The sequence below is a fragment of the Anaerotignum sp. MB30-C6 genome (assembly GCF_030908465.1).
Taxonomy (GTDB): Bacteria; Bacillota; Clostridia; order Lachnospirales; family Anaerotignaceae; genus Chakrabartyella.
The window spans coordinates 1,945,786-1,958,618 of sequence record NZ_CP133078.1 but is presented as its reverse complement, the minus strand read 5'-3'; the positions used below and the strand labels follow the sequence as shown (position 1 = coordinate 1,958,618).

The following is a 12,833-nucleotide window of genomic DNA, read 5'->3' as shown; positions in this document are numbered from 1 at the left end:
TTTCCTCCTTAAATTCTTTGTTGCTTTTGATGAATTTCTACAGGTTTGTTGGGAGAGGTGGATAGAATTTTCGGTACCATATCCACGCTTTGGATAGAAAGAATCCCTTCAAATACAGGGGCGTTATAGAAAATCATCGTTAAGTACTCAGGGTGACTCACCGTAATTGTATAACTATTTCTTCTTACCAAGTCCTGAAAATCTATTTTGGGATTTAGTGTATCCACTGCTTTCACACCGGCTAGAGGAATGGAAAAAAGCTTTCCTGATATATCTGTTTCTCCCTTGAAAATAACTTTCTCTCCTTCAGGAGTATTTTGGGAAATCTTCACTTCTGCTTCAGGAACTGGGTGTGCACGTTTTGCTGTAAAGGTTTGAACGACTAGGGCGCCAGTGTGGTGATTTTTCAATGTATTGGGTAATTCGGTGCAGCTGATGCTCAATGTACTCCCTCCTTCGAATTATGCAGCTACTATTCTTTTTATCATATTCTTTTATTACAAATATAATTACGAACAGAATAATATAGTGGTGCGCTACCTTTCTCTAAAAATCGTTATATTATAAAAATATTTCTCGTTTTAGTAAGTTTTTATTGACAAACAAAAATTGGATGCTATAATTAAACAAAACTAAATACAAAAAGCTATGACGAAGAGGGCTGAGTTGTTAAGTTCACAGAGAATCGGGTTTGGTGAGAACCGATAATAAAACTGCTTAATGCCTATGGCTTCTGAGCTGAAGGTTCGAAAACATGAAAATGTCGTAGGCTCCTTCCGTGATTGCTGCGTAAAGGCATAGGGCTTGTTGGAGTCTGAGAGGTGGCATTATATTTATAATGCAATTTGAGTGGTACCGCGGGAATATCCCGTCTCAAAGTTTTACTTTGAGGCGGTTTTTTTTATTTTAAGGAAAAAATAAGGAGGATATCATTATGAGTCATTACAAAATGGAAACAAAATGTGTACAGGGAGGATATACACCACAAAACGGTGAACCTAGACAGATACCGATTATTCAAAGCACCACCTTCAAATATGCTTCCAGTGAAGAAATGGGAAAACTTTTTGACCTTGAAGCAAGTGGCTATTTCTATTCAAGGCTGCAAAATCCTACTTGCGACTATGTAGCGGCAAAGATTTGCGAAATGGAGGGTGGTACTGCCGCTATGCTTACATCTTCTGGTCAGGCTGCCAACTTCTATGCTATTTTCAACATTGCAACTTGCGGCGATCATGTGGTTGCTTGCTCTACAATTTACGGCGGCACATATAATCTTTTCTCTGTTACTATGAAGAAGATGGGCATTGATTTTACTTTTGTCGCTCCCGATTGTACTGACGAAGAATTGGAAGCCGCTTTCAGGCTCAATACGAAGGCTGTCTTTGGTGAAACCATTGCAAATCCAGCGCTTACAGTTCTTGATATCGAACGCTTTGCAAAGGCCGCCCATGCCCATGGTGTACCTTTGGTAATTGATAACACCTTTGCCACACCTGTGAACTGCCGTCCCTTTGAGTGGGGGGCAGATATTGTAACCCATTCCACCACGAAGTATCTTGATGGGCATGGAGCAGGGGTAGGTGGTTGTATTGTAGATTCCGGTAAGTTCGACTGGGCAGCAAATGAAGAGAAGTTCCCTGGACTTTGCACCCCAGATGATAGTTACCATGGCATTACATACGTAGAAAAGTTTGGTCAGGCAGGGGCTTATATTACAAAAGCAACAGCACAGTTAATGAGAGACTTTGGTTCTACCCAGTCTCCTCAAACGGCCTTTCTTTTAAACTTGGGTTTGGAGAGCCTCCACGTTAGAATACCTCGTCACTGCGAAAATGCCCTTGCTGTTGCGAAGCACTTGAAAAATAGCGACAAGATATCTTGGGTTGTGTACCCTGGTTTAGAAGGAGATAAGTTTTATGAAACAGCACAAAAGTATATGCCAAATGGTACTTGTGGCGTTGTTACCTTTGGTGTGAAAGGTGGTAGAGAGGCAGCAGAAAAATTTATGAATAGCCTGAAACTTGCTTCCGTTGCTACCCATGTGGCCGATGCAAGAACCTGTTGTTTGCATCCAGCAAGCTCAACCCATAGGCAGATGAGCGAAGATGAGTTAGTTGCAGCAGGAATTTCAGGAGACTTGGTTCGCTTGTCTTGCGGCCTTGAAAATGCACAGGATTTAATTGACGATATCGCCCAGGCGTTGGAATTAATTTAAGAACTTTGAAATTTTCACCTTTCGTAGGGGCAATATGCTCTTACGAAAGGTAATGCAATTAAATATCTTCTGTTAGTATTTAAAAAGGTGAAGTAGAGCCTTAATCCCATTGAAAATTATTCCATACCATGGACTGAGATAGTTGTGAAATATATTAGAAAACCTAAGGAGTTTTGAATGATAGGAGTTTTTTATATAAAATTAGATATATTTTTAGAAAGTGGTGAAAAGTGAAATGCCGATTAAAATACCAAATGAATTACCAGCAGTAAAAGTGTTAAGCGATGAAAATATTTTTGTTATGACAGAGCATAGAGCGATAACCCAGGATATACGTCCGTTGAAAATTTTGCTACTTAATTTAATGCCTACAAAAATTGATACGGAAACCCAGATTTCAAGGCTTTTGGGCAACACACCCTTGCAAATTGAGTTGGAACTAATTCATATAAAGTCTCACACTTCAAAGAATACATCCAGTGATCATCTGCTGGCCTTTTATAAAACTTTTGATGAGGTGAAAAACGAAAACTTCGATGGGTTTATTATTACGGGTGCTCCCGTTGAGAAAATGGAATTTGAGGAAGTTGATTATTGGGAAGAATTAAAAGAAATTATGGAGTGGAGTAAAACCAATGTTCACAGTACGTTCCATATTTGTTGGGGGGCTCAGGCTGGGCTGTATTATCATTATGGAATCCCCAAATATCAGATGGAAGAAAAACTATTTGGTGTATTTCCTCATGTAATTAACTATAAAAATTCCATGCTTCTAAGAGGGGTAGATGATGTGTTTTTTGTACCTCATTCCCGTTATACTGGGGTGAATGAGGATGATATTTCAAAGATACGAGAACTGGTGATTTTGTCAACTTCTAAGGAAGCTGGGGTTTATGCGGTGTCTTCTTTGGATGGGAAACAAATCTTTATTATGGGCCATTCAGAGTATGACCCTCAAACCCTTAATATTGAGTATACTAGGGATAAAAATGCAGGATTAAATACGGCAGTACCTGCAAATTATTTTCCCGAGGATGATGATACGAAAGAGCCCGTAGTTCGTTGGCGTGCCCATGGGAATTTGCTATATTCCAATTGGCTTAATTATTATGTCTACCAGACAACTCCTTTTGAATGGGCAAAACCCTTGTAAAATCAAAATGGCGTAAAATGGCGTAGGAAAAGAAGTTTTTGTGCGTAAATTTAGACCTCTATTTGAAATATTGCTCATTCAATCTATAATTTGCTTTTATAAAAGTGTATAGAACTAACAGCCTTATATAGTAGGTAGGAGTTATTCTCTTGCCTACTATTTTTTATTCCACCAATTTACTCATTCAGTCGAAAAACAAAGCTTATTCTCAAAATAAAAACACGAATAATGGAATAAACTTCTTAAGTATATAATTTAAAATAGTAATCATCTCTACCAGTTGAATCTTTAAAATAATACAGACTTCGTGTATTCCCAAACAGTTTCATTATAATTCCTTTGTTAAATTGGTTTTTAAATTATTTCTAATTCCAAGTAATAAATTTTCAGACTTATCTATATTTCCATAAGGACTGACTGCTTCAATCAATGTCTTAATAATTTCCTTTTCTAAATCATCTAGCAGCAGTAATACTCATCTCCTTTCGCTATATAATTTGCAATAATTATTACAAAAAAATAAAAGAGTACAGGTAAGCCCCATACTCATTTAAATTTAAGCGGTCTAGAAAATTGAGTATCCTTTGAAGAGTTCGTTCTAGCTGCATTTTAAATTATTTCTTGAGCTTCATCAATACTATCTCCTGTCATTCTATTGTTTCAATTAGAGCATCTAAATCTTCTTCTCTCTTTTACTCATCTGTTGTTCTTTTTCCCTTAACGATTTCAAAAGTTCTTTAGTTTCAATAATTTCTTGTCTTACTGACTGTAATTTCTCGTCTGTAGTCATTTTGTTTTAGATTTCTTAATTTTCCATGTTCATATAGGCTTATTAAGATGTTCCCAGCCTCTCATGTTGTTCTCATCTAATCCGCTTGTCGGTTCATCAAAAAACGGAATATCCGAATCACTTACTGCTGCACACACACTCCTTGTTTTTGTCCCTCCGAACAGCACTATAGGATGACATTCTTTTTACTTTAAAAACTAAGAGTATGTAAAGTTTAATGTGCCTTCATATCCAAAGCATAGTTGTCAGTATTTCCTAGACTTAATTCATCAGATAAATTATCAGTGAATACATTTCCGACTTCAGAAGTTAGGCTTATGCAAGAAAAGACCAATGAAGTTGGAATGTCACTATTACTGCTGCGATTGCCTGATTTCAAGCTTGTTGTGCCTTCTTGCTGATTTAGCACTACGCTTCTTTCGCAATCCATGTTTTTGCCTTTTCTTGCTCACGAACCATGGAATAGTAATGTCCTTTTTGTGCCATCAGCTTATCATGGCTGCCCATCTCCTCAATGTGTCCCTGATTCAGCAAAAGAATTTGATCTGCATTTTGTATGGTGTTTAAACGGTGGGCAATCACAAATACTGTTTTTTCTTTCATCAAATAATCCAGCGCCACATTAATTTTTGCTTCATTGTCCGCATCCAGTGATGCCGTAGATTCGTCAAGGAGTAAAATTGGAGCATTTTTCAGGATTGCCCTTGCAATGGCGATACGCTGCTTTTCACCCCCAGACAGGGAGGCCCCACCCTCAGCCACTACTGTTTGATATCCTTGGGGCAACGAAGAAATAAAATCGTGACAACAAGCGGCTTTTGTTGCTCGGATCACTTCCTCCATACCGGCGTTTGGATTTCCAACAAGGATATTGCCTAAAATTGTATCGGATAAGAGGGTATTCTCTTGAAATACGGCACTAATTGATTCCAGCAGGCAATCTGGGTTAAGCTCCATAATATGCCGACCACCAATTGTTATTGTACCGGAGTTTACATCCCAAAAGCGGGCAATCAGATTGGCAACCGTGGACTTTCCCGAACCAGAAGGGCCAATCAAAGCGGTTACGCTACCATTCGGAGCAGTGAAACTAATGTCGTGAAGAACCTCTTTTCCATTGTCATATGAAAAGTGAACATGCTGAAATTCTACAGAATAATCATTTAATATAAAGCTGTGGTCTGAATAGGGAAGAGGTGATTGCTCCATTGCCTTCTCTAAATTTTCTGCCGCCAGTTTCAAGTCCTTGAGCAGAATATAGTAATGTTCAAAGGAAATCAGAAGAGCAGAAATTGCGATGCTCATGATGAGAAAAGCAATGAGGGTTTCACTCGTAATCCCGCCACCTAGCAACATGTAGCTTCCCCATAATAATACGAGGGGCATTAAAAAATTCACGATAATAGAATAAAGTGCTGTTGAGGGGGCCATCCTGCATTCAATATTCACACTAACTTTGCGTACTTTTTCGAGACTCTCCAGCAATCTGGAAAAATGAGTAGAGGTCATGTTGTGGGATTTAAAAACTTTAATTCCTTTCATGTACTCCATCACGGTAGAAATCATCTGGTTGGTGAGATTACGCTTTTTGATGCCAAACCGACTTACCAAGCGGTTTCCATAGTGTAGCAGAGGAGCCGAAAAAATAAGAACGACACATTCAGCCAGCGCAAGCTTCCAGTTGATAAAAAAGGTTCCAATCAATATCAAGCCACATAGTGTGACAGTTTTTATCAGGAAGGAAAGAGCGTGGGAAAGGACTCCTTCAAAGCTTCTTATATCGTTAGTTAGAGTGCTAATTAGGTAACCGGTACTGTTCTGATTGAAATAACCTAGGCTTAGCTTGCGGAAATGGTCGGCAAGGTCAATACGCAATTGGCCAGTTACTGTGAAAGCATTCTTAAAGCAAAGAAGATAGCTTTTTCTATAAATGATAATTCGGTAAATTACGCTGACTAAGCAAACCAATGTATAATTAAATACATTCTGCATTGTCAAAGTACCATAAAATAAATCAAGTACGGTCAAGTAGAGCATAAAGTAAAGGGACATGCTCCCAAGAGAATCAATACACATAAGAAAAATAGGGAAGTACAATTTCTTCTTATTTTCCCCAATTAGTTTCTGTATTGTATGAAGCATCAGATAACCTCCTTTTGGGCTGTTTCACCAATGTAGGTATGCCACATGTCACTGTAAGTTCCACCTGCGGCCAATAAATTATCATGACAGCCCTGCTCCAACACTTTGCCGTCTTCAAAGACAACAATGTTATCTGCGTTGCGGATGGTATGCAGACGATGGGCAATCATAATCGTGGTTTTCTCTTTTAGGAGGCTTCGTAGAGCAAGCTGTATTTTGTGTTCATTCTCAATATCTGAATAAGAGGTTGCCTCGTCAAAAATGACAATAGGTGCATCCTTCAAAATAGCCCGTGCAATTGAAATACGCTGCTGCTGTCCCCCCGAGAGCTTTAAGCCTTGATCACCAATTCTTGTTTGATAGCCTTGGGGCAGTGAGCATATAAATTCATGAATCTGGGCAGCTTTTGCAGCATCGACCACCTGTTTCTCGGTGGCACTGCTTCCCATTCGGATATTTTCTAAAAGAGTATCCTCCATCAAAAATACATCCTGAAAAACAAATGCCGTCAAATCCATTAATGACTCTATTGTAATTTCTCGTAGGGGAACACCCCCAATGGAAATTTCGCCACTGCTGGTATCCCAATAACGACCAATTAATTGGGCGGCAGTTGTTTTACCAGCACCAGAAGGCCCCACAAAAGCAGTGAGTGTTCCAGGCTTTAAGGTAATGGAAACGTTAGAAAGGACATCTTTGCCTTTTTCGTAGCCAAAGGATACATTGTCGAATGTAATTTCATAGGAACCTGATTTATCTAATATCTTTGTTCCCCCTGAAATCGCCTTGGTATTCAGGATTTCCTTAATACTGACTAGACCGCTTTCCAGCTCCATATGCCCCATCATGATATTAAGCAGACTAAAAAAAGCACTGTAAAAGCACATTGTCAAAAGTATAAACAGAAGAAACATCTCCAATGTAAGCATCCCATTTAGATATAGAATTCCGCCAACAGGAAGGGTGAATAAAATTCCGGAATCCAGTATGACAATGGTAATTGCCAAGGGCTTGCATGACACCTTTGCCATATTTTTCAGGCAGTCGGTATATGCCAAAGCCGCTGTACGGTACTTTTTAAATTTCTGAGCAGTCAGACCGTACATTTTTATAATGGGCATGCAATTCACATATTCGTTTACCGCAGAGGAAACAGCGGACATGGTTTTAGCGTATTCGTTGGTCAAATCAGGATAACGGCGCATCATCATCATGGGCAGAACAACACCCAGTACAGCGGGTATTAGCATACATAAAGCCATAATAGGCTGCAGAAAAAAAAGCGCTATAAACAAAATAATGGGCACGACAACAGCCTGCGCCAACTCAATGGTATTGTGGGCTATAAAATCTTCCAAACGGCCCACATCATCAAACAAGGCCCCCTTTAAAGCGCCTGGGGTGCAGTCATTAAAAAAGCCAAGGCTTAACTGGGACATATGCTCAAGCACTCTCAGTTTTAAGCGATGCATGGTGTTGTATGCTGCTGTATGGGTGCAGATTGTAGCGCAAGAAATGAAAATGTTTTGCAGCACTGCTGCACCTATTGCTATCAAAGCCCAGAACAGAGAAGTTTGAAACGTTAGCGTGCCACCTATCAACGCCAATATCATTTGATAAATCACATAATATGGCACGAAGGATAGAGCAGAGCAGATAACTGCAAGGAGAATACCAACAGCCAGTTTACCCTTTTCTTCCTTCATAAGTGATAGAACACTTAGTTGTTTTGAATTCAATGAATTCATATAAGTCCTCCTTTCGTCTTACAGTTCAATATATTATAGTGATTAGCCTAAGCTAACCTATATAGTAATTTAATGGCTCAAAGGAGAAAAATCAAGCGACAGTATAAGCTGAATATTCAAAATGATGTTAGTTAATAAACGTTGTATTGACAAGGTGTTTTGCTATTATGCTAACCTCTTTCTTAAAATAATGTGATATATATTTACTTGTCTGTGATATATTTTTGTGATATGCTGACGCCAAGGAGGTAGGATTATGAAGCATACTGTAATTGAGTATTATATGAATTTGCCAAAGTACTTGCACTTTGCCTATACGCCTGAAGAATCCAGTAACGGAAATGAAATCTACCGAATGCTATCGGACTACGGTACAGGAGTCGTGCGGATTATGAATTTCCATGAGCAATTTTTAATTGTTATTGCCGATTTTACACCCAAGCAGGATTTTGAGAAGGTTTCTGAAATCAAACAGGAATATTTTGAAATCAGCCAGTTCGAAACGGATTCCAGTTCATTTAAAGTTGGCGGAAGAAAAGTACACCAAGTAGATAGAGGAATTTGCTGTTACGCAAATACACGCAAGACTGTATATGCTTTCTGTGAGGCGGGAAAGCCAACCCGTTTTACAAAAATTATTATTACAAGAGAGTACTTTGACCATTTTTTGCAAGAACGGTATGGTGACTACTATGAGGTATCACGTAATGCACTAGATTTTCTAGTACAAAACCCCAATTCGCCAGAATTGAATTTTGTGTTTCAGCAAATCAGTGATTGTCCAGCAGAGGGAAGCACCCGCAATCTGTATATGGAAGGAAAGGTTTTGGAAGTTTTATCTCTGGTCACACATAATTTGGAGCAGGAACAGAAGCGTCGCCATCTGCCTGTGAAGCTGGATAAAAAGGATAAGCGTTCACTAGGCAAAGCAGTTACGTTGATGAAAAAGGATTTATCTGCTTATCCGTCCATTGGTGAATTAGCTCAAACTGCCAGCATGAGTACATCACGCTTTCAAATTGCTTTCCGTCAGGTATATGGAACCACTGCCTATGAATATCTAAAAACCATGCGGATGAATTATGCTCTTTTATTGCTACAGGATTCTGATGATAATATTCGCACAATTGCTTTAAAAGTCGGGTACCAAAATGCTGGTCACTTTGCAAAGTTATTTAAAAAAACGTTCGGTATGGGGCCACAGAAATACCGTGATATGCATCGAATTAAATAGATAAACATATCACAATATGGTTTTTATATATCACGATATTCTTACATTTAATATGGAATAACCAAAGAAAAGTGCCTGTCACAGGCACTTTTTAACGTTTATGAAAAATATTTTCTAAAATGCATTCTTCTTGCACAATATAAATTCACCTTGTAAAATATGGTTTGGTTAGCCAAGGCTAATTTATGTATATCAGAAGGAGGGGAACGTATTTTTGAATTTCATAAAAAAAATAGTCAGCTTGGTGTTGGTGCTGCTAAGTGTAAGCTTATTGTCTTTTGTACTGGCGAATGTCTCTACAGTAGACCCAGCAGAGGCCATCGCTCGCCGCACATATAGCAACCCTACAGAGAAGCAGCTTGCGAAAATAAGACATGAGAAGGGATTGGATAAACCCATACTGATTCAGTATTGCACTTGGCTTGGAAAAAGCTTAGAAGGAGAATTAGGGACATCTTACCAATCAAACGAGCCAGTGGCAAAGGAATTGGGTGGAAAACTGGTTGCTACACTTTCCTTGGTGGGGTTATCTCTTCTTTGGATTTTGGTGTTTACCATCCCATTGGGAATGCTTTCTGTTACTTATAAAGACAAAGTTGGAGATCATCTGATTCGTGCTATTACGATTCTTGGAATTTCCATCCCATCCTTTTGGTTTGGTTTTATTTTGCTGTCAGCCTTTGCCGTATCAATTCCTATTTTTAAGGTGGTAGATTACGGAAATGTGAGGAGTCTAATCCTGCCATCAGTTACTTTGGGTGTTCCGGTTATTTGTTCTTCCGTTCGAATGCTGCGGGCAACTCTGTTAGAAAATCTAAAAAAGGACTATGTAATTTATGCACAGGTTAGAGGCTTATCTCATGGATAAATTCTATGGAAGCATGTACTGAAAAACTCCCTTCCGCCAATGGTGACTCTATTTTTCCAAAACATCGGAATGATGATTGGTGGCAGTGCCATTGTAGAGAGTGTTTTTTCATGGCCTGGACTAGGTACCTATTTTGTAAGTGCTATTATTAGCCGAGATCTTCCCGTTATTACCGCTTGTGTGTTGGTGTTGGGAATGATATTTGTTATTAGTAATACTGTAGGCGAAGGACTGAACCAGCTTCTGAATCCAAGAATGATGGGTGGAAAGGGGGAGTCTGATGTTGGCTAAAAAAATCATGCGCAATCCCCAGGCGGTAGTTGGTCTTATATTGATACTGCTCATTTTTCTAATGGCAGTACTTGCCCCAATTTTGGCGCCAAATGACCCAAATGAAGTTGACATTACAAGGAAGTTTTTAAGGGCATCTTCTGAGTACCCCCTGGGGACTGATCAACTAGGTCGGTGCGTTCTGACTAGGCTATTATATGGGGCTAGATGCTCCTTGTGCCTTGCAGTGCCGATATTAGTCATTCTTGCTTCCGTTGGTACCTTTCTTGGAATGATGGGAGCTTGGATTGGAGGTCTATTTGATCGGATACTCAGCATTGTGTGTGATATTTTTATGGCTTTTCCCCCATTGGTTGTGGTATTGGCTCTAGTTGGAATGCTTGGACAGGGAGCAGTTAATTTGGTTATTTCCATTATATTTTCTATGTGGGTTTGGTTTGTGAAGGTAATCAGAAGCTATGTGCTGATGGAAAAGAGCAAGGATTATGTTCTGGCGTCAAAGATCGCCGGATGCAGCTCCGCAAAAATCCTGATGGGGCATATTCTCCCTAATATTTTTCCATTTATGATTGTCTATTTTAGTACCAGTATTTCGTCCATTATTTTAATGATTTCTGGATATTCTTTCCTTGGTCTTGGGCTTGGAAATGATACAGCAGAGAGGGGGGCTATGCTCAACAGTGCAAAGCAGTATTTATACTCCAACCCAAATCTGATTGTATATCCCGGTATCTGTATCCTTTTGACAACAGCGGGGTTCAATCTGTTTGGAGAAGCATTACGTGATATATTTTCTCTGGAGGAGGACTGACATGAAACCTTTATTGGAAGTAAACAATCTATCAATTTCCCTGAAAAAGCAAGGAATTCCAATTGTGGAAGGGGTTAGCTTTCAGCTAAAAAAGGGTCAAATTCTTGGTATGATAGGGGAAAGTGGAAGCGGAAAAAGTATGACCTGCCGTGGAATTCTAGGGCTTTTGGATACCCATCGTTTTTCTCTCAGTGGTACAGCAAGCTTTCAGGGGCAAAACCTGTTCCAGCTCACTCCGAAAGAGATGCAGATGCTCCGTGGGGAAAAAATCACCATGGTCATGCAGAACCCCATGACCGCATTTGACCCTGTTTGTAAGGTGGGTAGGCAGATGCTGGAAACTTTGCGTAGCCACCGAAAGCTTTCCAAGGTGTCGGCTATGAAAAGTATAAAAGCAGAATTAGAACGTTTAGGACTTGCTGATACCCAGCGTATTATGGATAGCTACCCATATGAACTGAGCGGAGGGATGCTCCAGCGAATTATGATTGCACTGGCTCTTTTGCTTTCACCTGAGCTGATCATTGCAGATGAAGCTACCACAGCACTGGATGTTCGTACACAAGGGGCGATTCTTGAGGAATTTAGCAAAATACGTGAAGCGGGAATTGCCATGATTATTGTAACGCATAACTTTGGCGTTTTGGCTAAACTTGCGGACGAGGTGGTGGTCTTAAAGGATGGGGGGATTGTAGAAAGGGGGGATGTCTTTGAAATTTTCGATAAACCAACACAGGGATATACAAAAAAACTACTGCAAGCCAGCAATTTGAGAAAGGAGATTTCTAATGCTTGAGGTTAGACATATCACAAAACAATATACTGTAAAAAACCAAAGAAAGGGTGAGAATGTCTTTACCTCGGTAGACGATATTTCCCTAAAGCTGAAGCCTGATTCTTCGTATGCTCTGATTGGAGAAAGTGGAAGTGGGAAGAGCACTCTAGCCATGATGATGGCCGCAGTTCTTCCACCGACCCATGGGGAAATCCTAATGGATGGAAAAGATATTTGGAAACTGACCCCTAAGGAACGACGCCGACTGCGTGGAGATTTGCAATTGGTTTTACAAAATAGCAAAGGGGCCCTTGACCCAAGGAAGACTGTCTATCAAAGTATTGAGGAACCCCTAAAGAATTTGTGTCAGTTAAGCCGAGAGGAACAGCAAAGAACCATTTATGAAATTGTGGAAAAAGTTCAGCTGGAAAAATCTTTGCTGACCAGAAAACCCAATGAGCTAAGCGGCGGACAGCAAAGCCGTGTATGCATTGCAAGGGCAATGTGCCTTTCACCCAAATTTGTTATTTTTGATGAGTCTGTCAGTGGGTTGGATGTTACAGTTCAAAAGAAAGTACTGGATCTTTTGCTGGAGCTTCGAAAGGAATTTCATGGCACCTACCTATTTATTACCCATGACATTGATGTTGCCTTGTATATGTCTGATCATATTTTCGTTATGAAGGAAGGGCATCTGCTGGATGAAGTTCAAAATGCTCTTTCTTATGATGCATTTCAACATCCTTATTCAAGGGAGCTGATTGCATCCCTTCCGCCAAAATCGCCCCATTACCGATTATAAT

Annotated in this window: 9 protein-coding genes and 1 pseudogene; 7 read left to right on the top strand and 3 right to left on the bottom strand. The window is 39.7% G+C overall.

The window, feature by feature from the left end:
* Positions 1 to 8: 8 nt before the first annotated feature.
* Positions 9 to 443 carry a hypothetical protein gene (locus tag RBQ60_RS09625; protein WP_307883470.1) on the bottom strand — a complete coding sequence of 145 codons (435 nt, stop codon included), beginning with the start codon at positions 441 to 443 and terminating at the stop codon, positions 9 to 11.
* Between the two features lie 491 nt (positions 444 to 934).
* Between RBQ60_RS09625 and RBQ60_RS09620 the strand changes: the two genes are divergently transcribed.
* Entirely contained in the window at positions 935 to 2,218 is a 1,284-nt protein-coding gene (locus RBQ60_RS09620) for an O-acetylhomoserine aminocarboxypropyltransferase/cysteine synthase family protein (RefSeq protein ID WP_307883469.1), read from the top strand.
* 235 nt (positions 2,219 to 2,453) lie between these two features.
* Positions 2,454 to 3,371 (top strand): homoserine O-acetyltransferase MetA, encoded by a 918-nt coding sequence (metA, locus tag RBQ60_RS09615; protein WP_307883468.1) that lies wholly within the window; start codon positions 2,454 to 2,456, stop codon positions 3,369 to 3,371.
* A 1,198-nt stretch (positions 3,372 to 4,569) separates the two neighbouring features.
* Here metA and RBQ60_RS09610 read toward each other — a convergent pair.
* Together RBQ60_RS09610 and RBQ60_RS09605 are read right to left on the bottom strand one after the other, a co-directional pair.
* Positions 4,570 to 6,303 carry an ABC transporter ATP-binding protein gene (locus RBQ60_RS09610; protein ID WP_307883467.1) on the bottom strand — a complete coding sequence of 578 codons (1,734 nt, stop codon included), beginning with the start codon at positions 6,301 to 6,303 and terminating at the stop codon, positions 4,570 to 4,572.
* Complete coding sequence (locus tag RBQ60_RS09605; protein WP_307883466.1) at positions 6,303 to 8,051, bottom strand: ABC transporter ATP-binding protein; 1,749 nt, start codon at positions 8,049 to 8,051, stop codon at positions 6,303 to 6,305. The genes RBQ60_RS09610 and RBQ60_RS09605 overlap by 1 nt, the downstream gene beginning before the upstream one ends.
* 256 nt (positions 8,052 to 8,307) lie before the next feature.
* Between RBQ60_RS09605 and RBQ60_RS09600 the strand changes: the two genes are divergently transcribed.
* From RBQ60_RS09600 to RBQ60_RS09580, 5 genes and pseudogenes are all read left to right on the top strand, one after another.
* Positions 8,308 to 9,285 carry a helix-turn-helix transcriptional regulator gene (locus tag RBQ60_RS09600; protein WP_307883465.1) on the top strand — a complete coding sequence of 326 codons (978 nt, stop codon included), beginning with the start codon at positions 8,308 to 8,310 and terminating at the stop codon, positions 9,283 to 9,285.
* A 244-nt stretch (positions 9,286 to 9,529) separates the two neighbouring features.
* Positions 9,530 to 10,444 (top strand): annotated as a pseudogene (locus RBQ60_RS09595) (ABC transporter permease).
* Entirely contained in the window at positions 10,434 to 11,255 is an 822-nt protein-coding gene (locus tag RBQ60_RS09590; protein WP_307883464.1) for an ABC transporter permease, read from the top strand. Before RBQ60_RS09595 ends, RBQ60_RS09590 begins: the two are co-directional and overlap by 11 nt.
* A 1-nt stretch (position 11,256) precedes the next feature.
* Positions 11,257 to 12,051, top strand: a complete 795-nt coding sequence (locus RBQ60_RS09585) for an ABC transporter ATP-binding protein (RefSeq protein ID WP_307883463.1) — start codon at positions 11,257 to 11,259, stop codon at positions 12,049 to 12,051.
* The gene (locus RBQ60_RS09580) at positions 12,044 to 12,832 is read left to right on the top strand and encodes an ABC transporter ATP-binding protein (RefSeq protein WP_307883462.1); all 789 of its coding nucleotides are present in this window, start codon (positions 12,044 to 12,046) and stop codon (positions 12,830 to 12,832) included. Before RBQ60_RS09585 ends, RBQ60_RS09580 begins: the two co-directional genes overlap by 8 nt.
* Position 12,833: the final 1 nt, after the last annotated feature.

What these genes read in the sequence shown, in the direction of transcription:
- RBQ60_RS09620 (WP_307883469.1), top strand. Translation starts at nt 935, where the DNA reads ATGAGTCATTACAAAATGGAAACAAAATGTGTACAGGGAGGATATACA.
- metA (WP_307883468.1), top strand. Translation starts at nt 2,454, where the DNA reads ATGCCGATTAAAATACCAAATGAATTACCAGCAGTAAAAGTGTTAAGC.
- RBQ60_RS09610 (WP_307883467.1), bottom strand. Translation starts at nt 6,303, where the DNA reads ATGCTTCATACAATACAGAAACTAATTGGGGAAAATAAGAAGAAATTG.
- RBQ60_RS09605 (WP_307883466.1), bottom strand. Translation starts at nt 8,051, where the DNA reads ATGAATTCATTGAATTCAAAACAACTAAGTGTTCTATCACTTATGAAG.
- RBQ60_RS09600 (WP_307883465.1), top strand. Translation starts at nt 8,308, where the DNA reads ATGAAGCATACTGTAATTGAGTATTATATGAATTTGCCAAAGTACTTG.
- RBQ60_RS09590 (WP_307883464.1), top strand. Translation starts at nt 10,434, where the DNA reads ATGTTGGCTAAAAAAATCATGCGCAATCCCCAGGCGGTAGTTGGTCTT.
- RBQ60_RS09585 (WP_307883463.1), top strand. Translation starts at nt 11,257, where the DNA reads ATGAAACCTTTATTGGAAGTAAACAATCTATCAATTTCCCTGAAAAAG.
- RBQ60_RS09580 (WP_307883462.1), top strand. Translation starts at nt 12,044, where the DNA reads ATGCTTGAGGTTAGACATATCACAAAACAATATACTGTAAAAAACCAA.